This is a genomic window from Erwinia persicina (assembly GCF_014838825.1).
Classification (GTDB): Bacteria; Pseudomonadota; Gammaproteobacteria; order Enterobacterales; family Enterobacteriaceae; genus Erwinia; species Erwinia persicina_A.
Genome location: NZ_JACYMO010000010.1, coordinates 93210 through 118730, shown reverse-complemented (window position 1 = coordinate 118730; position 25521 = coordinate 93210). Strand labels below are relative to the sequence as shown.

Here is a 25521-nt window from a genome sequence, read left to right as displayed (position 1 = left end):
TATACGCTTTAGCCAGATGGCAAGATGGGAGCACCACGTGACTTTGCAACAACACCAGACAGGATTACCAGCGCCAACCTGCACGCCGCTGTTAAGCGGCAACGATCCAGAACAAAAACGTCAGGAGCTGCTCAACTACTTCCGCCAAACGTGGGAGTTATATGAAAGCCTGTTTGACTGCCTGGCAGATGAACGGGCGTGGACGACGAAGGCCATTTCGCTGCGTCACCCGCTGATCTTTTATTACGGCCATACCGCCACCTTCTACATTAACAAGCTGATGGCGGGCCGTCTTATCGACAGCCGGCTTGACGACGGTATCGAAGCGATGATGGCGATTGGCGTGGACGAGATGAGCTGGGATGACCTTGATAACAGCCACTACGCCTGGCCGTCGGTTGCCGAACTCCGCGACTACCGTGGCAAAGTGCGCGTGCGCATTGAACAGTTTATTCGTGAAATGCCGCTGACGCTGCCCATTGGCTGGGACAGCCCGGCCTGGGTGGTGCTGATGGGGATTGAACATGAGCGCATCCATCTGGAAACCTCCAGCGTGCTGATCCGTCAGTTACCGCTGGCATGGGTAAAACCTCAGCCCCACTGGCCGGCGTGTCCGGATGCCCGTAGCGATCGTCAGACCGTGCCGCACAACAGCCTGATCCCGGTGGCTGGCGGACAGATTGTCCTGGGTAAAACCGATGACACTTACGGCTGGGATAACGAGTACGGCAGCCGTATCAGTGTGGTGAACGCCTTTGAGGCCAGCAAAATGCTGGTCAGCAATGCGGAGTTCTATGAGTTTGTAACGGCAGGAGGCTATCAGACGCCGCGCTGGTGGGATGATGAAGGCGGGAACTGGCGTGAATTCGCCCAGGCCAGCCAGCCCACCTTCTGGGTCGGCAGTGCTGCACAGCCGGATGCACTTAAGTTAAGGCTGCTGGCTGAAGAAGTGCCGATGCCCTGGGACTGGCCTGCTGAAGTTAACCAGCTGGAAGCGGCTGCCTTCTGCCGCTGGAAGGCGGAAATTACCGGCCAGTCAGTCCAGCTACCGGCAGAGAGCGAATGGATGCTGCTGCGGGAAAAGGTAGACGGCGATCAGCCCGACTGGAACGATGCGCCAGGCAATATCAACCTTTCCCGCTGGGCCTCCTCCTGCCCGGTCGATCGGTTTGCCCAGGGTGACTTTTACGACCTGGTCGGCAACGTCTGGCAGTGGACCACGACACCAATTAACGGCTTTGAAGGCTTCCGCGTTCATCCCTTATACGATGACTTCTCTACGCCGACGTTTGACGGTAAGCACGCGCAGATCAAAGGGGGAAGCTGGATTTCAACCGGTAATGAAGCACTGAAGTCGGCACGCTATGCGTTCCGCCGCCACTTCTTCCAGCACGCCGGTTTCCGTTACGTGGTATCAGACCATCAGGAAAGCATGGTCAGTAACCCGTACGAAACCGACAGCATGGTGTCGCAGTATCTCGACTTCCAGTATGGGCCGGAATATTTCGGCGTTGCCAACTATGCGAAGGCACTGGTGGAGATCGCCTGCGGTGTCACCAGCCGTCGCGAGCGGGCGCTGGATATCGGCTGTGCTACCGGCCGGGCAAGCTTTGAACTGGCTCGTCACTTCGACCAGGTGGTGGGCATGGACTACTCCGCGCGCTTTATCGATGTGGCCCTGCAGTTGACCAGCGGTGAAGACTTCCGCTATGTCACTCAGGAAGAGGGTGAGCTGGTGGAATACCGCCAGGTAAGACTGAAGGATATTGGTCTCGGCCCTGAACAGGCCAGTCGCATTCAGTTCCTGCAGGGAGATGCCTGCAACCTGAAACCTCAGGCACAGCCTTATGACCTGGTGCTGGCTTCCAACCTGATTGACCGTCTGCGCCAGCCACAGCGTTTTCTGCAGGACATCACGCGGATGATCCGTACCGGCGGCGTGCTGGTCCTCTCCTCGCCATATACCTGGCTGGAAGAGTTCACACCTAAAGAAAACTGGCTGGGCGGGATCCGGGAAAATGGCGAAGCACTCTCGACGTATCAGGCCCTGCAGCGACTGCTGGCCGCAGACTTTGAAGAGATCGCACCGGCGCAGGATGTGCCGTTTGTCATTCGTGAAACCGCGCGAAAATATCAGCATACCGTTGCCCAACTGACGCTGTGGCGTAAACGCTAATCCTGCCTCACAGCGGGTGCCCTCCGGTGCCCGCTGTCCTGTTCTCACGCCGATTGCCATTAGGTTCATGATCCCGCACATTATCATGCTATTCATTGTGAGTAATTCAATCAGAGAGCCACCATGCCTGACAATATGCAGCCCGACAGCCTCGACCGCGGGATCCTGAATGCGCTGATGGAAAATGCCCGTACTGCCTATGCCGAGCTGGCTAAGCAGTTTAACGTCAGCCCGGGGACCATCCACGTCCGCGTCGAGAAGATGAAACAGGCAGGGATCATCAAGGGTACGCGCGTGGAGATCGACCCTAAACAGCTGGGTTATGACGTCTGCTGTTTTATTGGCATTATCCTCAAAAGCGCGAGGGACTACCCGGCTGCGGTGGCGAAGCTGGAGCAGCTGGAAGAAGTGGTGGAAGCCTGGTATACCACCGGTCACTACAGCATTTTCATCAAAGTCATGTGCAGGTCTATCGATGCCCTGCAGCTGGTATTGATCAATAAGATCCAGACCATCGACGAAATCCAGTCAACCGAAACCCTGATTTCCCTGCAGAACCCAATTATGCGCACGATAAAACCGTGATCGGTGCATAAGGTTATCCACAGCAGAGTATTTTCACTTTTTCATCGCGATGTGTTTCGTCACAGTCAGTTTTGAAACGGCCGGCGCACAAAAAACGGAGCGTACAGGCGTACGTGAGGATTTTGAGCCCTGCCCGGATCGAAAATGGCAACTAAGATAGCCTCCCATCATTCATCATAAATCCCCTACTTTTCCACAGGTAGATCCCAGGGTGATCACAGAGTACAATACTGCCCTCAATGACTCCGGGATCCCATCATGGCCGACATTACCTTAATCAGTGGCAGTACCTTAGGCAGCTCAGAATATGTAGCGGATCACCTGGCTGAGAAGCTGGAAGAGGCAGGGCATACCACAGCAACCCTGCACGGGCCTGAGCTGGAAGAGCTGAAGACGGAAGGCATCTGGATTGTGGTCTGTTCTACACACGGTGCAGGCGAACTGCCGGACAATATTCAGCCGCTGTTTGATGCCATAAAGGAACAGCAGCCCGATCTGAGCCATCTTCGCTTTGGCGCGGTCGGTCTGGGTAACCGGGAATACGATCTTTTCTGCGGTGCCATTGAACAGTTTGACCAGCTGCTGATCTCGCTGGGCGCACAGCGTATCGGCGATCGTCTGGATATCGATGTACTGCAGCATGAGATTCCGGAAGATCCTGCAGGCGTGTGGGTCGAAAGTTGGGAAAAACAGATCTAATTCGGACGGGATCGGCAAGCGATCGTCGATCCGATCCGCAAAAAAATGCTTTTCTGGCTCTGAGTTTTGTAAATATTGCTCTTTTTAGCCTGGTTTTAACGCATCCAACTGTGGATAACATAGCTCAATACCCGGTAATAACCGGTGTTTATCCCAATAACAACTTTGGTACTTGCCGGTACCTGTGGATAACATGCCATTTAGATCCCAGCTTATACGGCGCAGGATCACCGATCATTCACAGCTAATGATCCTCTCTAATTAGTTGATCCTTATCAGCAAAAAAGGCTTATCCACAGAGATCGTCGATCCTAATAGAAGATCTAATAAAGAGATCTCTAAATAAAAAAGATCTTCTTTTTAATACACGAAGATCCCGGCGCTTTCGCCATCGTCTAAAGTTGAGTAGAATCCACGCCCTCAGCAACACTCCCTTAATTCGCACAAACCGCGAGGTGCAGTACCATGTTTTATCCAGATCCTTTTGACGTCATCGTAATCGGTGGTGGTCATGCGGGAACGGAAGCCGCGATGGCCGCTGCCCGTATGGGTCAACAAACCCTGTTATTAACCCATAACATCGACACGCTGGGACAAATGTCCTGCAATCCGGCGATCGGCGGCATCGGGAAAGGACATCTGGTAAAAGAAGTGGATGCACTGGGTGGGCTGATGGCCCATGCCATTGACCAGGCCGGTATTCAGTTTAGGATACTAAACGCCAGCAAAGGACCTGCGGTACGGGCGACCCGTGCTCAGGCCGATCGCGTGTTGTACCGGCAGGCTGTTCGCACCGCACTGGAGAATCAGCCTAACCTGATGATCTTCCAGCAGGCGGTCGAGGATCTTATTGTCGAAAACGATCGTGTCGTGGGTGCTGTCACCCAGATGGGTCTGAAGTTCCGTGCCAAAGCCGTTGTACTGACTGTCGGCACGTTCCTCGATGGTAAAATTCATATCGGAATGGATAACTACAGCGGTGGCCGTGCAGGCGATCCGCCGTCGATCTCGTTATCACAGCGTCTGCGTGAGCTGCCTCTGCGTGTCGGACGTCTGAAGACCGGTACACCGCCACGCATTGATGCCCGCACCATTGATTTCAGCGTACTGGCTCCGCAACATGGCGATACGCCAATGCCGGTATTCTCGTTTATGGGCAATGTCAGCCAGCATCCTCAGCAGGTGCCGTGCTACATCACCTACACCAACGAGAAAACCCATGATGTGATCCGCAATAACCTCGATCGCAGCCCGATGTATGCCGGTGTGATCGAAGGCATTGGACCACGTTACTGCCCGTCGATCGAAGACAAGGTGATGCGCTTTGCCGATCGTAACGCACACCAGATCTTCCTTGAGCCGGAAGGCCTGACCAGCAACGAAATCTATCCTAACGGCATTTCTACCAGTCTGCCGTTTGATGTTCAGATGCAGATCGTTCGCTCAATGCAGGGAATGGAAAACGCCAAAATTGTGCGCCCTGGCTATGCCATTGAGTATGATTTCTTCGATCCCCGCGATCTGAAGCCCACGCTGGAAAGCAAATTTATCGAGGGTCTGTTCTTTGCCGGACAGATCAACGGCACCACCGGTTACGAGGAAGCGGCCGCTCAGGGCCTGCTGGCGGGCCTGAACGCCGGTCGTCTCTCTGCGGACAAAGAAACCTGGGCACCGCGTCGTGACCAGGCCTATCTCGGCGTGCTGGTTGATGATCTCTGCACCCTTGGCACCAAAGAGCCGTACCGCATGTTTACCTCACGGGCTGAATATCGTCTGATGCTGCGTGAAGACAATGCCGATCTTCGTCTGACCGCGGCAGGCCGTGAGCTGGGTCTGGTGGACGATGCCCGCTGGGCACGCTTTAACGAGAAGCTGGAAAGTATTGAGCTTGAACGTCAGCGCCTGCGCGATATCTGGGTGCACCCGAAGTCAGAGTGCGTGACAGAGGTCAATACGCTACTGAGCGCCGGCCTGACGAAAGAAGCCAGCGGCGAAGATCTGCTGCGCCGTCCGGAGATGACCTATCAGAATCTGATGACACTTAGCAGCTTTGGTCCGGCGCTGGCCGATCCACAGGCAGCAGAACAGGTTGAGATTCAGGTCAAATACGAAGGGTACATCGTCCGGCAGCAGGAAGAGATCGATCGCCAGTTGCGTAACGAAAACACCCTCCTGCCTGTGGATCTCGATTACCGTCAGGTGAGTGGCCTGTCTAACGAAGTGATCGCCAAACTGAACGATCACAAACCGGGATCGATTGGTCAGGCATCACGGATTTCCGGTATTACGCCGGCCGCCATCTCAATTTTACTTATTTACCTCAAAAAACAGGGCCTGCTGCGCAAAAGCGCCTGACCTGACATTCGGGTCGGGCTTGCCCGACCCTACAGGACCTCTTCGTGATTAATAAACTCTCCGCCCTGCTGAAAAGCGCGCAAATATCCCTGTCCGATCAGCAGAAAGAGCAGCTGGTTGGGTACGTTTCCATGCTGCATAAGTGGAACAAAGCCTACAACCTGACGTCAGTACGCGATCCGGAGCAGATGCTCATCCGCCATATTCTTGACAGCATTGTAGTGGAGCCGCATCTGGTGGGGGAGCGGTTTATCGATGTCGGCACAGGGCCTGGTCTGCCAGGTATCCCGCTGGCCATTGTCCGCCCTCAGGCGCACTTTACGCTGCTAGACAGCCTGGGCAAGCGTGTCCGCTTCCTGAAGCAGGTGCAGCATGAGTTGAAGCTGAGCAATGTTGAGCCGGTACAAAGCCGGGTAGAGGACTTTCCCGCCGAGCCCCCCTTTGATGGCGTGATCAGCCGGGCTTTTGCCTCGCTGACCGATATGGTGAACTGGTGCCACCATCTGCCGGGCAGCCAGGGACGTTTTTATGCCTTGAAAGGCGTTATGCCAGCAGATGAAATCGCCACCTTACCTGCCGGTTTTCGGGTGGAAAATGTCAGTCCGCTACGCGTTCCACAGCTGGAAGGTGAGCGGCATCTGGTGGTAATTGTCCCCAGTCGATGAGTCAGGGTCGTAATGTCTGTGCCCGTCAGCCTGTTTTTTCACCGCTGGCGGGTTTATTTTACGGTAAAACCCCAATTACAGTGGGCCTATGTGCAGATTTAATTCATAGTTAACCACTGAAATTATATGGTTTTTTTGTGTGGAAGAACCCTGAGATTAGTACGAGTATTCCTAATGTGCGGTCCTGGGGATGTTTTTTGTGAAAATTTGCCTGGACGGAGCTGTTACCATCAGGTTAAATCACGGGTCAGTCATTCTCTGACAATCTCTGTTACATTTAACGTTATTTTCACATTTAGTTATCACTTGAGTCATATTTCTTCCGATATTTTAGGGTGAAAATAGTCACCGACGAAAATATCTCTTCCTGATAAATTGGCGTAAGTAACGGCCTGCTTGATGTTAAATATTTGCTACAGATGTCAACAAGACCTTTTAATCAAGATAAGCGTCTGTTTTTACAAATAACGCGACTATCCTTATGAATTTATAGAATTTTTAAATTAGATGTCACTCAGATTCATCCAGATGTCTGTTTAATTGTTCTCCATTACATTACTAATTTGTGATCTTCCGCACGCTTTGCAAGCAAGGAATGTCGCGCATTGCAGGAAAAAGTCGATAAGCTTCCTTTGTCATTGGTTTTGGAAAATAGGTTGCTGGAAAGAAATTTAAATAATTGTTCACCTTTTCTCTACTTATCGATTGAAATCACAGGTGCGCACCGTATAATTTGCACGGTTTTTGCTGCTTGACTCAAAAGAGCAAAGGCAGTTTTATACGACACGCGACATACCCCCATCGGGGCAGGAGAGTTTCAGCGTCATGTCAGTGTCCCTTTACAGAGTGAAATTTGCCCGAACCATCCTGTTGTTACAGTTGGTGACCTTCGTCGTAATCGGTGCGCTGTTTGCCCTTAAAGATCTGACCTGGGGCGTGTCCGCCCTTGCGGGTGGACTGGCAGCCTGGCTGCCAAACGTGTTGTTTATGATTTTTGCCTGGCGTCACCAGGCGGGGCACGAAGTGACGGGGCGGCTTGCCTGGACTTTTGCGTTAGGTGAAGCGCTAAAGGTTCTCGTTACGATTCTCGTGATTATTGTGGCGCTGGGAGTGTTTAAGGCGGCGTTTACGCCGCTGGGACTGGCCTGGTTATCGGTGCTGATTGTGCAAATCGTCGCACCGGCTGTAATTAACAACAAAGGGTAAGAGGCATCATGGCTGCAGGAGAAATCTCTACGCCGCAAGAATACATAGGTCATCATCTGAAAAACCTTCAGCTTGACCTGCGTACCTTCGAGCTAGTGAATCCGCACGACGCTCCGTCGTTCTGGGTATTAAATATCGACTCCATGTTTTTCTCTGTGGTGCTGGGACTGGTGTTCCTGGTGCTGTTTCGCAAAGTGGCGAAATCAGCGACCAGTGGCGTACCAGGTAAATTACAGGCCGCTGTTGAGTTAGTTGTTGGTTTCGTTGACGACAACGTGCGCGACATGTACCACGGTAAAAGCAAACTTATCGCTCCGCTGGCTCTGACGATTTTTGTCTGGGTGTTCCTGATGAACTTCATGGACTTGCTGCCTATCGATTTGCTGCCGTATATCGGTGAGCATTATCTGGGTCTGCCAGCGTTGCGTGTGGTGCCTTCTGCTGACGTGAATGTCACGTTGTCGATGGCCCTTGGCGTATTTATTTTGATTCTGTTCTACAGCATCAAGATGAAAGGCATTGGCGGCTTTACGAAAGAGCTGACTCTGCAACCCTTCAACCACCCTGTGTTTATTCCGATCAACCTGATTCTGGAAGGTGTGAGCCTGCTGTCCAAACCGGTATCCCTGGGTCTGCGACTGTTCGGAAACATGTATGCGGGGGAATTGATTTTTATCCTGATTGCCGGTCTGTTGCCGTGGTGGTCACAGTGGATTCTGAATGTGCCTTGGGCCATTTTCCACATACTGATCATCTCGTTGCAGGCTTTCATTTTCATGGTCTTAACGATTGTCTATCTGTCGATGGCATCTGAAGAACATTGATTTTTTTCTCAACACTACTGCGTTTTAACTGAAACAAACTGGAGACTGTCATGGAAAACCTGAATATGGATCTGCTGTACATGGCTGCCGCTGTGATGATGGGCCTGGCGGCAATCGGTGCTGCGATCGGTATCGGCATCCTCGGAGGCAAATTCCTGGAAGGCGCCGCACGCCAACCGGATCTGATTCCTCTGCTGCGTACGCAGTTCTTTGTTGTAATGGGTCTGGTGGATGCAATCCCGATGATCGCTGTTGGTCTGGGTCTGTACGTGATGTTTGCTGTCGCGTAAAACCGTTTGTTCATCGCTGTGTCAGTATGGCGATGAACGGCTTCTGCCGCTGTTAGTGACAGCGGCAGAAAACGTTAACTTAACAAGAGGCATTGTGCTGTGAACATTAACGCAACAATCCTCGGCCAGGCTATCGCGTTCATCCTGTTTGTAGCGTTCTGCATGAAGTACGTATGGCCGCCGCTTATGGCCGCTATCGAAAAGCGCCAGAAAGAAGTTGCCGAAGGCCTTGCTTCCGCTGAACGTGCCAAGAAAGATTTGGATCTCGCGCAGGCTAATGCGACCGATCAGCTGAAGAAAGCGAAAGAAGACGCTCAGGTCATCATCGAGCAGGCGAACAAACGCCGTGCGCAGATCCTGGACGAAGCGAAAGCTGAGGCTGAGCAGGAACGTAGCAAGATCGTCACTCAGGCGCAGGCAGAAATTGATGCCGAACGCAAACGTGCACGTGAAGAGCTGCGCAAGCAGGTCGCGATGCTGGCTGTTGCCGGCGCCGAGAAAATCATTGAACGTTCCGTGGATGAAGCTGCTAACAGCGACATCGTTGATAAACTGGTCGCTGAACTGTAAGGGAGGGGCTGATGTCTGAATTTACTACCGTAGCTCGCCCCTACGCTAAAGCCGCTTTTGACTTTGCGGTTGAACATCAAAGTATCGATCGCTGGCAGCAAATGCTGGCGTTTGCCGCCGAAGTGGCTGGCAATGAACAGGTATCCGAACTTCTTTCCGGCGCTCTGGCGCCGGAAGCGTTGTCTGGAGCGTTCATCGCAATCTGTGGTGACCAACTCGACGAAGCCGGTCAGAACCTGATTAAGGTGATGGCTGAAAACAAACGTTTGCCGGCGCTTGCCGATGTTTTGGAACAGTTCATCCAACTGCGTGCCGCACATGATGCGACCGCTGAGGTTGAAGTTATCTCTTCCACAGCATTGAGCGACGAACAGCTGACCAAAATCAGCAGCGCGATGGAGAAACGTCTGTCACGCAAAGTTAAGCTGAATTGCAAAATTGATAAGTCTGTAATGGCGGGCGTAATCATCCGAGCGGGTGATATGGTCATTGACGGCAGCGTACGCGGTCGTCTTGAACGCCTCGCAGACGTCTTGCAGTCTTAAGGGGACTGGAGCATATGCAACTGAATTCCACCGAAATCAGCGAACTGATCAAGCAGCGCATTGCTCAGTTCAATGTAGTGAGCGAAGCTCACAACGAAGGTACTATCGTTTCTGTAAGTGACGGTATCATCCGCGTCAACGGCCTGGCCGATGTGATGCAGGGTGAGATGATTGCCCTGCCGGGCAGCCGTTACGCAATCGCACTGAACCTGGAGCGTGACTCTGTAGGTGCAGTGGTGATGGGCCCATACGCTGACCTCGCCGAAGGTATGAAGGTGAAGTGTACTGGCCGTATCCTGGAAGTACCGGTTGGCCGTGGCCTGTTAGGTCGCGTGGTGAACACCCTGGGTGCACCTATCGATGGTAAAGGCGCAATCGACAACGACGGTTTCTCACCGATCGAAGTGATTGCACCTGGCGTTATCGATCGTCAGTCAGTCGACCAGCCTGTACAGACCGGCTACAAATCTGTCGATGCAATGATTCCAATCGGCCGTGGCCAGCGTGAGCTGATCATCGGTGACCGTCAGACCGGTAAAACCGCGATGGCGATCGATGCGATCATCAACCAGCGCGACTCAGGCATCAAATGTGTGTACGTCGCTATCGGTCAGAAAGCCTCTACTATCGCTAACGTGGTACGTAAGCTGGAAGAACACAACGCGCTGGCTAACACCATCGTTGTGGTTGCGACCGCATCAGAGTCTGCTGCACTGCAATACCTGGCACCGTATGCCGGTTGCGCGATGGGCGAATATTTCCGTGACCGTGGTGAAGACGCACTGATCGTATACGATGACCTGTCTAAACAGGCTGTTGCTTACCGTCAGGTTTCTCTGCTGCTGCGTCGTCCACCAGGCCGTGAAGCCTTCCCTGGCGACGTGTTCTACCTCCACTCCCGTCTGCTGGAGCGTGCTTCTCGTGTGAGCGCCGACTATGTTGAGCGTTTCACTAACGGTGAAGTTAAAGGTAAAACCGGTTCACTGACTGCGCTGCCTATCATTGAAACCCAGGCGGGTGACGTTTCTGCGTTTGTTCCAACCAACGTAATTTCGATTACTGATGGTCAGATCTTCCTGGAAACCAACCTGTTTAACTCCGGTATTCGTCCGGCGGTTAACCCGGGTATTTCGGTATCTCGTGTTGGTGGTGCTGCTCAGACCAAGATCATCAAGAAACTGTCCGGTGGTATTCGTACCGCGCTGGCACAGTATCGTGAACTGGCTGCGTTCTCTCAGTTCGCATCCGATCTGGATGAAGCCACCCGCAAACAGTTAAGCCATGGTCAGAAAGTGACCGAGTTGCTGAAACAGAAACAGTATGCGCCGATGTCTGTCGCACAGCAGGGTCTGGTACTGTTTGCTGCTGAACGCGGCTTCCTGAATGACGTCGAACTGGCGAAAATCGGTAGCTTCGAAGCGGCACTGCTGGCATTTGCCGATCGCGATCACGCAGAGCTGATGGCTGATATCAACCAGTCTGGTAACTATAACGGCGAAATCGAAGAGAAGCTGAAAGGCCTCCTCGAAACGTTTAAAGCAACCCAGTCCTGGTAATGTCTGGCGGCCTGTCCTTTCGGGGGCAGGCCGCAAGGCTTTGAGGAGAAGCTTATGGCCGGCGCAAAAGAGATACGTAGTAAGATCGGCAGCGTGCAAAATACGCAGAAGATCACCAAAGCGATGGAAATGGTCGCCGCCTCCAAAATGCGTAAATCGCAAGAACGCATGGCGGCCAGCCGTCCTTATGCAGAGACCATGCGCAAAGTGATTGGTCACATTGCGTTAGGTAATCTGGAATACAAGCACCCATACCTGGAAGAGCGTGACGTTAAACGCGTTGGCTATCTGGTCGTATCTACCGACCGCGGGCTGTGTGGTGGTTTGAACATTAACCTGTTCAAAAAAGTGCTGGCGGATATGAAAGCCTGGGCTGATAAAGGCGTCGAGAGCGATCTGGCGATTATTGGCTCTAAAGGTCTGTCATTCTTCAGTTCTGTCGGTGGCAACATTGTTGCTCAGGTAAACGGTATGGGCGATAAACCTGCCCTGTCTGACCTGATTGGCCCGGTCAAAGTGATGCTGCAAGCTTACGATGAAGGCCGTCTCGACAAGCTGTTCATTGTCAGCAACAAATTTATCAACACCATGTCTCAGTCTCCACAGATCGTACAGCTGCTGCCGTTACCGCCAGCAGATGATGCGGAAGGCGTTGTGAAGAAGAGTACCTGGGATTATCTGTATGAACCCGATCCGAAAGCGCTGCTGGACACATTACTGCGTCGCTACGTCGAGTCTCAGGTTTACCAGGGTGTTGTTGAAAACCTGGCCAGCGAGCAGGCCGCGCGAATGGTGGCGATGAAAGCCGCGACCGATAACGGCGGAAACCTGATCAAAGAGCTGCAGTTGGTATACAACAAGGCTCGTCAGGCCAGCATCACCCAGGAACTTACCGAGATTGTCGGTGGGGCCTCCGCGGTTTAACCAGGTATACCCTGCTGCGTTTCATGCGGGCGGGGTATAAACGAATTAGGTAGAGGATTCAAGATGGCTACTGGAAAGATTGTCCAGGTAATCGGCGCCGTAGTTGACGTCGAATTCCCTCAGGACGCAGTACCACAAGTGTACAGCGCCCTTGAGGTTAAAAATGGTGATGTTCGTCTGGTGCTGGAAGTTCAGCAGCAGCTGGGCGGCGGCGTGGTTCGTACCATCGCCATGGGTTCTTCCGATGGCCTGAAGCGTGGCCTGGAAACGGTTGACCTGAAGCACCCGATCGAAGTACCTGTTGGTGTGGCAACACTGGGCCGTATCATGAACGTGCTGGGTGAGCCAATCGATATGAAAGGCGACATCGGCGAAGAAGAGCGTTGGGCAATTCACCGCGCAGCACCTTCATACGAAGATCAGTCTAACTCTCAGGAACTGCTGGAAACCGGCATCAAGGTTATCGACCTGATGTGTCCGTTTGCCAAAGGCGGTAAAGTGGGACTGTTCGGTGGTGCCGGTGTGGGTAAAACCGTAAACATGATGGAGCTGATCCGTAACATCGCGGCAGAGCACTCAGGTTTCTCGGTATTTGCGGGCGTAGGTGAGCGTACTCGTGAGGGTAACGACTTCTACCACGAAATGACCGACTCCAACGTTATCGATAAAGTGTCCCTGGTCTATGGCCAGATGAATGAGCCACCAGGAAACCGTCTGCGCGTTGCGCTGACCGGCCTGACTATGGCTGAGAAGTTCCGTGACGAAGGTCGTGACGTACTTCTGTTCATCGATAACATCTATCGTTATACCCTGGCTGGTACGGAAGTCTCCGCTCTGCTGGGTCGTATGCCTTCTGCGGTAGGTTATCAGCCAACGCTGGCGGAAGAGATGGGCGTTCTGCAGGAACGTATCACCTCAACCAAAACCGGTTCAATCACTTCTGTACAGGCCGTTTACGTCCCTGCGGATGACTTGACTGACCCGTCACCAGCCACCACCTTTGCGCACCTTGATGCAACCGTGGTACTGAGCCGTCAGATCGCTTCCCTGGGTATCTACCCGGCGGTTGACCCACTGGATTCTACCAGCCGTCAGCTGGATCCACTGGTTGTTGGTCAGGAACACTATGACACTGCACGTGGCGTTCAGTCACTGCTGCAGCGTTATCAGGAACTGAAAGACATCATCGCCATCCTGGGTATGGACGAACTGTCAGAAGAAGACAAACTGGTGGTAGCACGCTCTCGTAAGATGCAGCGCTTCCTGTCCCAGCCGTTCTTCGTGGCAGAAGTCTTCACTGGTTCACCGGGCAAATACGTGTCGCTGAAAGATACCATCCGTGGCTTTAAAGGCATCATGGAAGGTGAATTCGACCATATGCCAGAGCAGGCTTTCTACATGGTGGGTTCTATCGAAGAAGCCGTGGAAAAAGCGAAGAAACTGTAATTCTGGTTTCTCAGGAGGTTAACAATGGCTATGACTTTTCACCTGGACGTTGTCAGCGCAGAACTGCAAATGTTCACAGGCACTGTGCAGAGCATCCAGGTTTCAGGTAGCGAAGGTGAGTTGGGTATTCGCCCAAATCATGCCCCGCTTCTGACCGCCATTAAGCCTGGTATGATTCGCATCGTTAAGCAGCACGGCGACGAAGAGGTGATTTATCTCTCTGGCGGCGTACTGGAAGTGCAGCCTGGTGCGGTCACCGTACTGGCTGACACAGCGATCCGCGGCAGCGATCTTGATGAAGCTCGCGCGCTGGAAGCGAAACGCAAAGCCGAAGAGCATATGAACAGCTCTCACGGTGACGTTGACTTCGCTATGGCGTCTGCGGAACTGGCTAAAGCGATCGCCAAACTGCGTGTGATCGAGTTAACCCGTAAAGCGATGTAATTCAGGTTTAAACAGTAAAATGCCAGTCAGGAAACTGACTGGCATTTTTTTATGCTTCACCTCAGTCACCCGTGGTTGTCAGCTTCCCTGCGATAGACCCGTCGCACACGCCACCATCGCCAGATCCCCTCACCTCCTGAACAGCACCAGACCATGAGGCTACCCATGCAGGAATCTCTCCCCCCCCTTTTTTTTACGCTGCGCATATTCGGTTTAATACTGCAGAACCGGAGCGATGAACTTAAAACGCCCGCTTTTAAACGGCGAAAAAACTGCACTGAGAGGGGCGGTTGAAGATGTTTTTTGCCGAAAAATATGTAGTAATTACACCCTTAAACCGCTTAACTTCGTTTAACTCAGAATTAGTCAGGATGTCTATGTCAAACCGCCCGATGAGCGTGGTGATCCTTGCCGCCGGTAAAGGAACCCGAATGTATTCCGAACTGCCAAAAGTGCTGCACGAGCTGGCAGGCAAACCGATGGTTCAGCACGTGATTGATGCGGCAAAAGCGCTTAATGCGCAGCGCATTAATCTGGTTTATGGCCACGGAGGCGATCTTCTTAAAAGTACACTCAATGATGACTCGCTTAACTGGGTGCTTCAGTCCGAGCAGCTGGGTACCGGTCATGCAATGCAGCAGGCAGCGCCCTGTTTTGCCGATGACGAAGACATTCTGATGCTGTACGGCGATGTGCCGCTGATCTCTGTAGAGACACTGAGCCGTTTACAGATGGCGAAGCCGGAGGGCGGCATTGGCCTGCTGACGGTCATCCTCGATAACCCAACCGGTTACGGGCGCATCATTCGTGAACAGGGTCAGGTCGTGGGCATCGTTGAACATAAGGATGCTACGCCAGAACAGATGCTCATCACTGAGATTAATTCTGGCATCCTGGTGGCCAATGGTGCCGATCTTAAACGCTGGCTCAGTAAGCTGAACAACAATAATGCCCAAGGTGAATATTATATCACCGATATTATTGCCCTTGCCCATCAGGAAGGCCGCCAGATCAATGCGGTGCATCCTTCACGCGTGACGGAAACTGACGGCGTGAACAACCGCCTACAGCTGGCGACGCTGGAGCGTGTTTACCAGGCCGCGCAGGCAGAAAAGTTGCTGCTGGCCGGGGTGATGCTGCGGGATCCGGCACGCTTCGACCTGCGGGGGGAGCTGGTGCATGGCCGTGATGTGATTATCGACACCAATGTCATTATTGAAGGCAACGTGACGCTGGGCGATCGCGTCAGGATCGGCAGCGGTTGCGTGATTAAAAACAGCGTGATTGCTGATGACAGCGTGATCAGCCCTTACAGCGTCATTGAAGATGCGCAGCTGGCTCCGGGCTGTACTGTCGGGCCATTTGCCCGCCTGCGTCCGGGCAGTGAACTGGCCGAAGGGGCGCACGTCGGTAACTTTGTCGAGATGAAAAAGGCCCGACTGGGTAAAGGCTCGAAAGCAGGCCACCTGAGCTATCTCGGTGATGCGGAGATTGGGGCAAACGTCAATATTGGTGCCGGTACCATTACCTGTAATTATGACGGCATCAATAAATCGAAAACGATCATCGGTGATGACGTATTTGTCGGCTCGGATACCCAGCTGATTGCTCCGGTGACCGTGGCGGCGGGAGCCACCATTGCGGCCGGGACGACCATTATGAAAGATGTCCCGTCGGCAGGTCTGGCGTATAACCGTAAAGAGCAGCAACTGAATACCGGCTGGCAGCGCCCGGTTAAGAAAAAGTAAGTTTTCATCAGGTTGAACACGATTTCAGCCGGTAAAAAGGCAGTAAACATAAAAATAATCCCCACTCTACAAGGCTCGGGGAACCGGAATAACGCATTATCTTTCAGGCGGACAGGCGCTGACTGCACCCGTTTATCCAGGCACAGGATTTTCTGTGCTGCAGGGACGTCACGGACGTGCCGCCTGAATGAATGAGCGTATTACCGGAATATTCAGGTCAGAAGACAACGCTGATGCCGCTGAACGGCATCATGTCAGGAAATTAACTATGTGTGGAATTGTTGGTGCTGTAGCGCAGCGTGATATTGCGGAAATCCTGCTTGAAGGGTTGCGTCGTCTGGAGTATCGGGGCTATGACTCTGCGGGGCTTGCCGTGGTTGATCATCAGGGTCATGCCACCCGCCTTCGCCGCCTTGGTAAGGTACAAAACCTTGCTGAAGCAGCAGAGACTACCGCTCTGGTCGGGGGCACGGGTATTGCCCATACCCGCTGGGCTACCCACGGAGAGCCGTCGGAAGCGAATGCGCATCCGCATATCTCTGAGCAGATCATTATCGTGCATAACGGGATTATTGAGAATCACGAACCGCTGCGTGAGCAGCTTGTCAGCCGTGGCTATACCTTTGCCTCTGAAACCGACACCGAAGTGGTGGCGCATCTGGTCCACTGGGAGCAAAAGCAGGGCGGTTCACTGCGTGAGGTTGTGCAGCGCGTGATCCCTGCACTGCGCGGCGCATACGGTATGGTCATTATGGACAGCCGCGATCCGTCGACGGTTGTTGCGGCCCGCTCCGGCAGCCCGCTGGTGATTGGCCGTGGTGTGGGTGAAAACTTTATTGCTTCTGACCAGCTGGCGTTACTGCCGGTTACCCGCCGCTTTGTCTACCTGGAAGAGGGCGACATTGCGGAAATTACCCGCCGTGATGTGAGTATCTTCGACCGCAGCGGTGCGCAGGTGAAGCGGGCAGAGATCGAATCTACTGCTCAGTATGACGCCGGCGATAAAGGCGTTTACCGTCACTACATGCAGAAAGAAATCTACGAGCAGCCGGTCGCCATTAAAAATACCCTGAGCGGTCGCTTCAGCCACGGCGAAGTTGACCTTTCCGAGCTGGGGCCGCAGGCAGATACCCTGCTGGCAAACGTGGAACATATTCAGATCGTTGCCTGTGGCACTTCCTACAATTCCGGTATGGTTTCGCGTTACTGGTTTGAGTCACTGGCCAATGTACCCTGCGATGTCGAGATTGCTTCTGAATTCCGTTATCGCAAATCTGCGGTGCGTAAAAACAGCCTGCTGATCACCCTTTCTCAGTCGGGAGAAACGGCGGACACGCTGGCGGCACTGCGCCTGTCAAAAGAGCTGGGATATCTCGGCTCGCTGGCCATCTGTAACGTCGCTGGTTCCTCACTGGTGCGTGAGTCAGACCTGGCGCTGATGACCAAAGCGGGTACTGAGATTGGCGTCGCCTCCACGAAAGCGTTCACCACCCAGCTGACGGTACTGCTGATGCTGGTGGCCAAAATAGGCCGCCTGAAAGGCGTCGATCCGCAGGTGGAGCATGACATCGTGCACTCCCTGCAGGCGCTGCCAAGCCGCATCGAACAAATGCTGTCGCAGGATGAGCTGATTGCCTCGCTGGCGGAAGATTTCTCTGACAAGCATCATGCGCTGTTCCTGGGCCGTGGCGATCAGTATCCGATCGCGATGGAAGGGGCGCTGAAGCTGAAAGAGATCTCCTACATTCATGCGGAAGCTTACGCAGCCGGTGAACTGAAGCACGGGCCGCTGGCACTGATCGATGCGGATATGCCGGTGATTGTGGTGGCACCGAACAATGAGCTACTGGAAAAACTGAAGTCGAATATTGAAGAAGTGCGTGCCCGTGGCGGCCTGCTGTATGTCTTCGCCGATATTGATGCCGGTTTTACCAACAGCGAAGGCATGCGCATTATCCCTCTGCCGCACGTGGAAGACGTGATAGCACCGATTTTCTACACCGTGCCGTTACAGCTGCTGTCCTATCACGTTGCCCTGATCAAAGGCACCGACGTGGATCAGCCGCGTAACCTGGCGAAATCTGTTACGGTAGAATAATCCGGCATTCCGTACCGCTACCCCGCACAACAGTCCGGCATTACTGTAACAAACAGTATGCCGGACTTTTTTTGTCCAAATATCCCTATTCGCTTTCTTTAAGATGAACACCCACATCTGATTTTAAGGGAAGAGGATGAAAAAGAGTAAAGCCGGAGGGGTTCTGATGGTGCTGTGCGCGGTGACGGCGGGTATCGCTGCTACCGCCAGCGCGGCCTGCCCGGTTCCCCTGACCACCTGCCCGACCCCGCTGGATAAAACCCTGCCCGACGTAAAAAATATGCTCACCTGGACGCCTGACCAGCGTGTTATTGGTTTCCGTAACGACTATCGATCCTATCCGGGGGATATCTTCAGAGCAGGTAAACCCGCACCGTTACCGGTTGCCCGTCAGGATCTCTCCCGCGTCACCTTTACCTTTCGGGGACATCAGTACAGGCTGACGAACTACCTTAAGCGTAACAACGTGACCGGTTTTATGGTGATTAAAAACGGTAAAATCGTCTGGGACTATTATGGCAAAGGCAATACAAAAACCACGCTCTGGACGTCACGCTCTGTCGGTAAATCGGTGGTGTCAACGCTGGTGGGGGTAGCCCTGAAGCAGGGTAAAATTGCCTCGCTGGATGATGAAGCCGGTAAATACAATCCTGCCCTGCGCGGTACGGCCTGGGAGCATGTACCGTTGCGCAGCCTGTTACAGCACACATCAGGGGTGACGTGGAATGAGGACTACACAGACCCGAGCTCTGATTTTGCCCGGCTGACGCAGTGTGAAGCGGGCAAGGACACCTATGCGTGCGTCAGCAAGCTGATATTGGATCCTCAGCGCAAAGCCTGTGCCAGACCTGGCCAGATCTGGTCTTACTCGTCTGGCGGAGCCTGGGTATTAGGTGACACGCTGGAAAAAGCCACTGGTGAAACGCTGGCCCGCTATCTGCAGGACACTATCTGGCAGCCTTACGGCATGGTGAATGATGGTGTCTGGCACAGCTACTTGCCCGGCAAACACGACGTCGGTGCTCACGGGTTTAATGCCACCCTTGAAGACTGGGGCAAGTTTGGGCTGTTCGTCATGAACAAGGGTGTTCTGCCTGATGGTACTAAAACCCTGCCCGATGGCTGGATAAAAGAGGCCACACGCTGGACCCGTGCGCAAAACTCAGTGACGGCCGATTATCCTCACGGCCAGTTCGGTTATCAGTGGTGGAACAGCAGCGTACCGCTGAGCACCAAAAAAGCGAGCCCTGTTGACGGGTTAACCCGCGATAAAGCACTGTCGGCTGAGGGTATTTTTGGTCAGATGATCGCCATCGATCAGCAGCAGAAACTGGTGATTGTTCAGTGGTCGACCTGGCCTCAGGCCGAGCCGGCGGCAAATAAGCAGCCGCTTGAAGCCTCCCTGATGTTTAACGCGATTGCGAATGCGCTGGCAGAAAAGAAGGTTAAGTAGCCTGACGGGAAAAAGAGGTCAGGCATCGGTAAGGCGAAGCCCCGGGCGGGGTGGCCCTTGAGTGTGGCGATGGTCAGGCAGACGGAGATGCTGCCTGACCATCGCTACCCTGTTTTTTTACGCGTAGTGACTTCGGATGCGTAAAAGCCTGGTAAGAAAACTCCCCGTGATAACAGCCCATCCCGGAGCCACCCACGCCGCCAAAAGGCAGATAAGGGGAAGCGGCATGAAGCAGCAGCGCGTTGATCCCGGCATCTCCCGATGGAATGGCGTCAATGATGGCGCGTGCGCGGTCAGTGTCGCGCGAAAAAACATACGCCGCCAGTGGCTGCGGATGGTGCGTATTGATATGCGTCGCAATGTCCTGTTCGCTGTCGAACGTCAGCACAGGGAAGATTGGGCCGAATAGCTCATCCTGCATGGTGCTGTCATCAAAGCTGACGTTATCCACGACCGCAGGGCCAAAAAAGCGCTGTGCTTTATCCGACCTTCCGCGCCAGACGATCTCCCCCTCGCTACGGGCGAGGATGTTTTCCAGGCGCGCATATGCTGCATCAGAGACAATCCTGCCGTTACTGCCCGCTATCCCAAACTGGCCGTTCAGCACCCTGCACAGATGACTGACAATCTGCGGTTTAATCTGCCTGTCGATATACAGATAATCCGGTGCCACACAGGTTTGACCGCTGTTAATCAGCTTGCTGGCGATCAGCTCAGACACCACTAATTCCGGGTTGGCATCTTCCAGCACAATCGCCGGGCATTTACCGCCCAGCTCCAGCAGTACCGGGGTGAGATGCCTGGCGGCGGCGGCCATCACCACTTTCCCCACCGCTGGGCTGCCGGTGAAGAAAATCAGATTAAACGGCAGTGTCAGCAGGAATTCATTTTCCTCTTTTGCCCCCTGGCAGACATGGATGTAGTTCGATGCAAAGGTGCGACTGATGATCTTTTCAATCACGGTGGCGGTGGCCGGTGTGGCTTCAGAGGGCTTAATGATGGCAGTGTTGCCGCCGGCAATGGCACCAATCAGCGGGCAACAGCTGAGCAGTAGCGGGTAGTTAAACGGCCCGATGATATAGTTAACACCATAGCCCTCCCGTGTAATAAAGCTTTCACTGTTGCCCAGAGACGGCGGTGTCGGTACCTTTTTCTCAAGGGCCCATTCATCAAGATGGTCGAGGGCGCAGCTGATTTCATTCATTAGCGGCACGATCTCTGCCTGTTCCACGCCCGTTTCACTGCGGCCGAGATCGGCCCACATCGCCTGGCAGATTGCCTCTTTGTGGGCCAGCAGCGCGCTTTTCAGTTTTCGCAGCTGGTTTTTTTTAAACACATTGTCCCGGGTGATACCGGATAAAAAGAGAGCTTTCTGCTGGTGGAAAATCTCGAGTAATTCCCCTTTTGCTTTCGCATCCATGGCGCCTGCTCCTTTATATCCGGTAGCCTTTATCGACGATCAGCACGGGCTTGATGGTGACGCCGCTGGCGGAGTCCGCTCTTGCCTGATTGATGTCGGCAAAGTCATAGTATTTCACTAACTTCTCAAACGGGAACCACCCACGCTGATGCCACTCAATCAGCTTCGGCACGGAGACCTGAGGAATGGCGTTCCCCATCAGTATCCCGGCCACTCGCCTGCTGGACGCCACCAGGCTGCGCATCGGATTAAAGGTTAGATCGTGACGTGTGACGGCAAGTGGGACCAGCGTGCCGCCCGTCGCCAGCGCATCCAGCGCACTTTTCATCACCGCTGACAGGCCGGTGGTGTCGATGGCGTAATTGACCCCCTTGCCCTGGGTGAGGCTGGCAATAGCGCTGACCACCTCCTCTTTGCTGCTGTTGAGGATATCGGTCGCACCCAGTTCGCGCGCCAGCGACAGGCGGGTATCATGGATATCAATCGCGATGATGTGCCGGCATCCGGCAATTTTCGCCGCCATGATCGCCGCCATGCCAACCGCACCGGTGCCAAAAATCGCAATGTCTGAACCGGGCTGTGGCTTCAGTCCGTTGAATACCGTCGCTGAACCCGTTAACAACCCACAGCCCAGCGGGGCCACCAGACGCAGGTCTGCTGATTTATCCACGACGATCAGGTTATTGAGGCGGGTGTGGGTGTGAGTGGCGAAAGAGGACTGTGAAAACATCGTAGACACCTTGCCGCCGTCGGGCTTCAGCAACACGGCGCTGCCATCGGTACGGAACCCTCCGGCGTTAAGCATTCCCCAGTGCTGGCAGTGAGAGGGCTGGCCCTGACGGCACCGATCGCAGCAACCGCAGTAAGCGTAAGACATCACAACGTGATCGCCCGTCGTTACCCCTTTCACCGAGCGGCCCACCTCCTCAACGATACCGGATCCTTCGTGGCCCAGTACGCCCGGAAAAAAATGTTCTTCATCACCCACGCGTAGCGCTTCGTCGGAATGACAGATCCCGGAGGCGACGACTTTTACCCGCACCTCATCGTCGCGTAAGGCCGTCAGCTCCAGTGGCTCCAGCTGATAGGGGGCATTGACGTGGTTGATGACCGCAGCCGTTATTTTCATGGTGGTTATCTCCTGTCCTGTGGAAGGGCAAAAGTAGCACCGTGGAAAATCAGCGCAGCGGCAGGAAGTGTGATCGCATTAAAAGCCTGTCGCGGGAGCAGGCAGACAATCTTACGATGATGAATATTTCGCTGGGGTGTGTCACAAAAGTGTCATATTTCGTACATTTTACTGTCACCAAACTGTCCTATTTTGCCTCCAGCAGCAATCATAATTATATCCTTCATACTTCAAGCTGCAGGTGCGTTGGCTACATTCGCTCACCCGAATCACTTACAACGGTAAGCGCATCGGGATTCGATCATTTGCCGCCTTCCTGCAACCCGAATTATTTTGGCTATAGACAAACACGGCAACTGGCCTGACTTTTTAATCCCGTGGAGGGAACATGACACTGATGCACAAAACCCTGGCTCAATTCGTCGCAGTAACCCTGTCTCTCAGCGCCGTTTCTGCCATGGCCGCGACCAACCTGACCGGCGCAGGCGGGACCTTCCCGGCACCGGTATACAACAAGTGGGCTGCAGAGTACAACACCGCAACGGGCAGCCAGGTTAACTATCAGGGTATCGGTTCATCCGGCGGCGTTAAGCAAATTATTGCTAAAACTGTAGACTTCGGTGCTTCAGATGCGCCGATGAAAGACGAAGATTTAGAAAAAAATGGCCTGTTCCAGTTTCCGACAGTTATTGGCGGGGTGGTACTGGCGGTTAATATTCCTGGTATCAAATCTGGACAGCTGACCCTGGACGGCAAGACCGTGGGCGATATCTATCTGGGCACCATCAAAAAGTGGAATGACCCGGCGATCGTCAAGCTGAACCCGGGCGTGAAACTGCCGGATTCCAACATCAACGTGGTGCGCCGCGCTGACGGCTCCGGGACGTCATTCGTGTTTACCAGCTACCTGTCCAAAGTGAACAGCGACTGGAGCAGCAAAGTTGGTAAAGGCAGCACCGTGAACTGGCCAACCGGTCTGGGCGGCAAGGGTAACGACGGCGTGGCCGCTTTCGTTCAGCGTCTGCCGGGTTCCATCGGTTACGTTGAGTATGCTTACGCTAAACAGAACAGCCTGGCGTACACCAAGCTGGTGGATGCGGACGGCAAAGCCATTGAGCCTGGCGAGCAGAGCTTTAGCGATGCGGCGAAAGGGGCTGACTGGAGCAAGTCATTTGCTCAGGACCTGACTTTCCAGAAAGGCGACAACGCGTGGCCAATCACCTCCACCACCTATATCCTGGTACACAAAGAGCAGGCTAACGCTGAGAAAGGTGCAGCTGTCCTGAAGTTCTTTGACTGGGCTTACAAAAACGGCGGCAAAACCACCGCGAGCCTGGATTATGCTTCTCTGCCCGATTCAGTGGTCGAGCAGATCCGTAGCGCCTGGAAAAAAGACGTAAAAGACAGCTCTGGCAAAGCCCTGTACTAAGCGATGGCAGTAACGCACCACCGCAGGTGGTGCGTATGACCCCCATGGGCAGGCAAGCCTTGCCCGATACGTATCTGCAGTAACAGACTCGAGAATTCTATGGCTGAAACCAAGCCGGCATTCAAGGCCCCCGGAAAACAGGGTGACATCATCTTCGGCGCACTGGTCAAACTGGCTGCGCTGATTGTGCTGTTGCTGCTCGGCGGCATCATTGTCTCCCTGATCATCTCCTCATGGCCGAGTATCCAGAAATTTGGCTTCTCGTTCCTGTGGAACAAAGAGTGGGATGCCCCTAACGAACAGTTTGGTGCGCTGGTGCCGATTTACGGTACCGTCGTGACCTCCATTATTGCCCTGCTTATCGCAGTCCCGGTGAGCTTCGGTATCGCCCTGTTCCTGACGGAACTGGCCCCGAACTGGCTGCGTCGTCCGCTGGGCGTGGCGATTGAACTGCTGGCTGCGATCCCCAGCATCGTTTACGGCATGTGGGGCCTGTTTATCTTTGCCCCGCTGTTCGCTACCTACTTCCAGCAGCCGGTCGGTGACGTACTGGCTAACGTACCGATTGTCGGCACGCTGTTCTCCGGCCCGGCCTTTGGTATCGGGATTCTGGCCGCCGGGATTATCCTCGCGATCATGATTATCCCTTACATCGCCTCGGTGATGCGCGACGTGTTTGAGCAGACACCGGTCATGATGAAAGAGTCCGCTTACGGCATCGGCTGCACCACCTGGGAAGTGATGTGGCGCGTGGTACTGCCTTTCACCAAGAATGGGGTGATTGGCGGCGTGATGCTGGGCCTGGGCCGTGCGCTGGGTGAAACCATGGCGGTGACCTTTATTATCGGTAACACCTACCAGCTCGACAGCGCATCGCTGTTTATGCCGGGCAACAGTATTACCTCTGCACTGGCCAACGAATTTGCTGAAGCTGAGTCCGGGGTGCATACCGCTGCGCTGATGGAGCTGGGGCTGATCCTGTTTGTGATCACCTTTATTGTGCTGGCCTGTTCGAAACTGATGATCCTGCGCCTGGCGAAAAGTGAAGGAGCACGTTCATGACCACGATGGAATTACAGTCGCGTGATGCGCTGTTAGCCTCACGCCGCAAAATGCAGGCGTGGCGCCGGATGAAAAACCGCATTGCGCTCACCCTGTCATTACTGACAATGGCATTTGGCCTGTTCTGGCTGGTGTGGATCCTGTTTTCAACCGTCACGCGCGGTATTGATGGCATGACGATGTCGCTGTTTACCGAAAATACCCCGCCACCGAATACGGCAGGCGGTGGGCTGGCGAATGCTCTGGCGGGCAGCGGGCTGTTGATCTTCTGGTCAACGGCCGTTGGTACGCCGCTGGGTATTATGGCGGGCATCTATCTGGCCGAATACGGCCGTAAATCCTGGCTGGCTGAAGTCACCCGCTTTATTAACGATATCCTGCTGTCTGCGCCGTCGATTGTGGTGGGGCTGTTTGTTTACACCATCGTGGTAGCACAGATGAAGCACTTCTCCGGCTGGGCCGGGGTGGTTGCTCTTGCACTGTTGCAGATCCCGATAGTCATCCGTACTACAGAAAACATGCTGAGACTGGTTCCGGACAGTCTGCGTGAAGCGGCCTATGCGCTGGGAACGCCGAAGTGGAAGATGATTTCAGCGATCACCCTGAAAGCATCCGTATCGGGCATCCTGACCGGGGTACTGCTGGCGATTGCCCGCATTGCCGGAGAGACCGCTCCCCTGCTGTTTACCTCGCTGTCGAACCAGTTCTGGAGCACCGATATGATGCAGCCGCTGGCGAACCTGCCGGTGACCATCTTTAAATTCGCCATGAGTCCGTTTGCCGAATGGCAGAGTCTGGCCTGGGCGGGCGTGCTGATTATTACGCTGTGCGTACTGTTACTGAACATCCTGGCACGCGTGATCTTCGCCAAGAGCAAACATTAATTGAGCAGCGCGG

At 54.0% G+C, this 25521-nt stretch carries 22 protein-coding genes; 20 read left to right on the top strand and 2 right to left on the bottom strand.

Going from position 1 to position 25521, the window contains the following annotated elements:
- The first annotated feature begins 16 nt into the window (after positions 1 to 16).
- The 17 genes from ovoA to IFU29_RS18810 all read left to right on the top strand — a co-directional run bounded on the left by ovoA (position 17) and on the right by IFU29_RS18810 (position 19584).
- Entirely contained in the window at positions 17 to 2176 is a 2160-nt protein-coding gene (ovoA, locus tag IFU29_RS18890; protein WP_191935265.1) for a 5-histidylcysteine sulfoxide synthase, read from the top strand.
- 123 nt (positions 2177 to 2299) lie between these two features.
- On the top strand, positions 2300 to 2761 hold the full coding sequence (asnC, locus tag IFU29_RS18885; protein WP_062744112.1) for a transcriptional regulator AsnC: 462 nt from the start codon (positions 2300 to 2302) through the stop codon (positions 2759 to 2761).
- 258 nt (positions 2762 to 3019) lie between these two features.
- Positions 3020 to 3460, top strand: coding sequence for an FMN-binding protein MioC (gene mioC, locus IFU29_RS18880; protein ID WP_191935264.1), 441 nt, complete (start codon positions 3020 to 3022; stop codon positions 3458 to 3460).
- 465 nt (positions 3461 to 3925) lie between these two features.
- Complete coding sequence (gene mnmG / locus IFU29_RS18875) at positions 3926 to 5815, top strand: tRNA uridine-5-carboxymethylaminomethyl(34) synthesis enzyme MnmG (RefSeq protein ID WP_118665135.1); 1890 nt, start codon at positions 3926 to 3928, stop codon at positions 5813 to 5815.
- Positions 5816 to 5859: 44 nt separating this feature from the next.
- Positions 5860 to 6480 (top strand): 16S rRNA (guanine(527)-N(7))-methyltransferase RsmG, encoded by a 621-nt coding sequence (gene rsmG / locus IFU29_RS18870; protein WP_191935263.1) that lies wholly within the window; start codon positions 5860 to 5862, stop codon positions 6478 to 6480.
- Between the two features lie 825 nt (positions 6481 to 7305).
- A complete protein-coding gene (gene atpI / locus IFU29_RS18865; RefSeq protein ID WP_062744108.1) occupies positions 7306 to 7686 on the top strand; it encodes a F0F1 ATP synthase subunit I in 381 nt (126 codons plus the stop codon).
- An 8-nt stretch (positions 7687 to 7694) separates the two neighbouring features.
- Positions 7695 to 8510 (top strand): F0F1 ATP synthase subunit A, encoded by an 816-nt coding sequence (atpB, locus tag IFU29_RS18860; protein ID WP_062744107.1) that lies wholly within the window; start codon positions 7695 to 7697, stop codon positions 8508 to 8510.
- Between the two features lie 50 nt (positions 8511 to 8560).
- Complete coding sequence (atpE, locus tag IFU29_RS18855; protein WP_003849523.1) at positions 8561 to 8800, top strand: F0F1 ATP synthase subunit C; 240 nt, start codon at positions 8561 to 8563, stop codon at positions 8798 to 8800.
- A 99-nt stretch (positions 8801 to 8899) separates the two neighbouring features.
- Positions 8900 to 9370: a F0F1 ATP synthase subunit B gene (atpF, locus tag IFU29_RS18850; RefSeq protein WP_062744106.1), complete on the top strand. Its 471-nt coding sequence runs from the start codon at positions 8900 to 8902 to the stop codon at positions 9368 to 9370.
- A gap of 11 nt (positions 9371 to 9381) precedes the next feature.
- Positions 9382 to 9915: a F0F1 ATP synthase subunit delta gene (atpH, locus tag IFU29_RS18845; RefSeq protein ID WP_191935262.1), complete on the top strand. Its 534-nt coding sequence runs from the start codon at positions 9382 to 9384 to the stop codon at positions 9913 to 9915.
- Positions 9916 to 9929: 14 nt separating this feature from the next.
- Positions 9930 to 11471: a F0F1 ATP synthase subunit alpha gene (gene atpA / locus IFU29_RS18840; protein WP_062744104.1), complete on the top strand. Its 1542-nt coding sequence runs from the start codon at positions 9930 to 9932 to the stop codon at positions 11469 to 11471.
- A gap of 54 nt (positions 11472 to 11525) precedes the next feature.
- A complete protein-coding gene (gene atpG / locus IFU29_RS18835; protein ID WP_062744103.1) occupies positions 11526 to 12395 on the top strand; it encodes a F0F1 ATP synthase subunit gamma in 870 nt (289 codons plus the stop codon).
- A 63-nt stretch (positions 12396 to 12458) separates the two neighbouring features.
- Positions 12459 to 13841 (top strand): F0F1 ATP synthase subunit beta, encoded by a 1383-nt coding sequence (gene atpD, locus IFU29_RS18830; RefSeq protein WP_062744102.1) that lies wholly within the window; start codon positions 12459 to 12461, stop codon positions 13839 to 13841.
- A 24-nt stretch (positions 13842 to 13865) separates the two neighbouring features.
- A complete protein-coding gene (locus IFU29_RS18825) occupies positions 13866 to 14285 on the top strand; it encodes a F0F1 ATP synthase subunit epsilon (protein ID WP_062744101.1) in 420 nt (139 codons plus the stop codon).
- A 377-nt stretch (positions 14286 to 14662) separates the two neighbouring features.
- On the top strand, positions 14663 to 16033 hold the full coding sequence (glmU, locus tag IFU29_RS18820; protein ID WP_191935285.1) for a bifunctional UDP-N-acetylglucosamine diphosphorylase/glucosamine-1-phosphate N-acetyltransferase GlmU: 1371 nt from the start codon (positions 14663 to 14665) through the stop codon (positions 16031 to 16033).
- Between the two features lie 268 nt (positions 16034 to 16301).
- Positions 16302 to 18131, top strand: coding sequence for a glutamine--fructose-6-phosphate transaminase (isomerizing) (glmS, locus tag IFU29_RS18815; protein ID WP_191935261.1), 1830 nt, complete (start codon positions 16302 to 16304; stop codon positions 18129 to 18131).
- Between the two features lie 136 nt (positions 18132 to 18267).
- A complete protein-coding gene (locus tag IFU29_RS18810; RefSeq protein WP_191935260.1) occupies positions 18268 to 19584 on the top strand; it encodes a serine hydrolase domain-containing protein in 1317 nt (438 codons plus the stop codon).
- A gap of 73 nt (positions 19585 to 19657) precedes the next feature.
- Here IFU29_RS18810 and mdlD read toward each other — a convergent pair whose 3' ends face one another.
- Together mdlD and IFU29_RS18800 are read right to left on the bottom strand one after the other, a co-directional pair.
- Positions 19658 to 21004 carry an NAD(P)-dependent benzaldehyde dehydrogenase MdlD gene (gene mdlD, locus IFU29_RS18805; RefSeq protein ID WP_191935259.1) on the bottom strand — a complete coding sequence of 449 codons (1347 nt, stop codon included), beginning with the start codon at positions 21002 to 21004 and terminating at the stop codon, positions 19658 to 19660.
- A 13-nt stretch (positions 21005 to 21017) separates the two neighbouring features.
- Entirely contained in the window at positions 21018 to 22133 is a 1116-nt protein-coding gene (locus IFU29_RS18800; RefSeq protein ID WP_191935258.1) for an NAD(P)-dependent alcohol dehydrogenase, read from the bottom strand.
- Between the two features lie 388 nt (positions 22134 to 22521).
- Here IFU29_RS18800 and pstS point away from each other — a divergent pair, with 388 nt between their 5' ends.
- From pstS to pstA, 3 genes are all read left to right on the top strand, one after another.
- Entirely contained in the window at positions 22522 to 23562 is a 1041-nt protein-coding gene (gene pstS / locus IFU29_RS18795; RefSeq protein WP_191935257.1) for a phosphate ABC transporter substrate-binding protein PstS, read from the top strand.
- A gap of 99 nt (positions 23563 to 23661) precedes the next feature.
- Positions 23662 to 24624, top strand: coding sequence for a phosphate ABC transporter permease PstC (pstC, locus tag IFU29_RS18790; protein ID WP_062744094.1), 963 nt, complete (start codon positions 23662 to 23664; stop codon positions 24622 to 24624).
- A complete protein-coding gene (gene pstA, locus IFU29_RS18785) occupies positions 24621 to 25508 on the top strand; it encodes a phosphate ABC transporter permease PstA (protein ID WP_191935256.1) in 888 nt (295 codons plus the stop codon). The genes pstC and pstA overlap by 4 nt, the downstream gene beginning before the upstream one ends.
- Positions 25509 to 25521 lie beyond the last annotated feature (13 nt).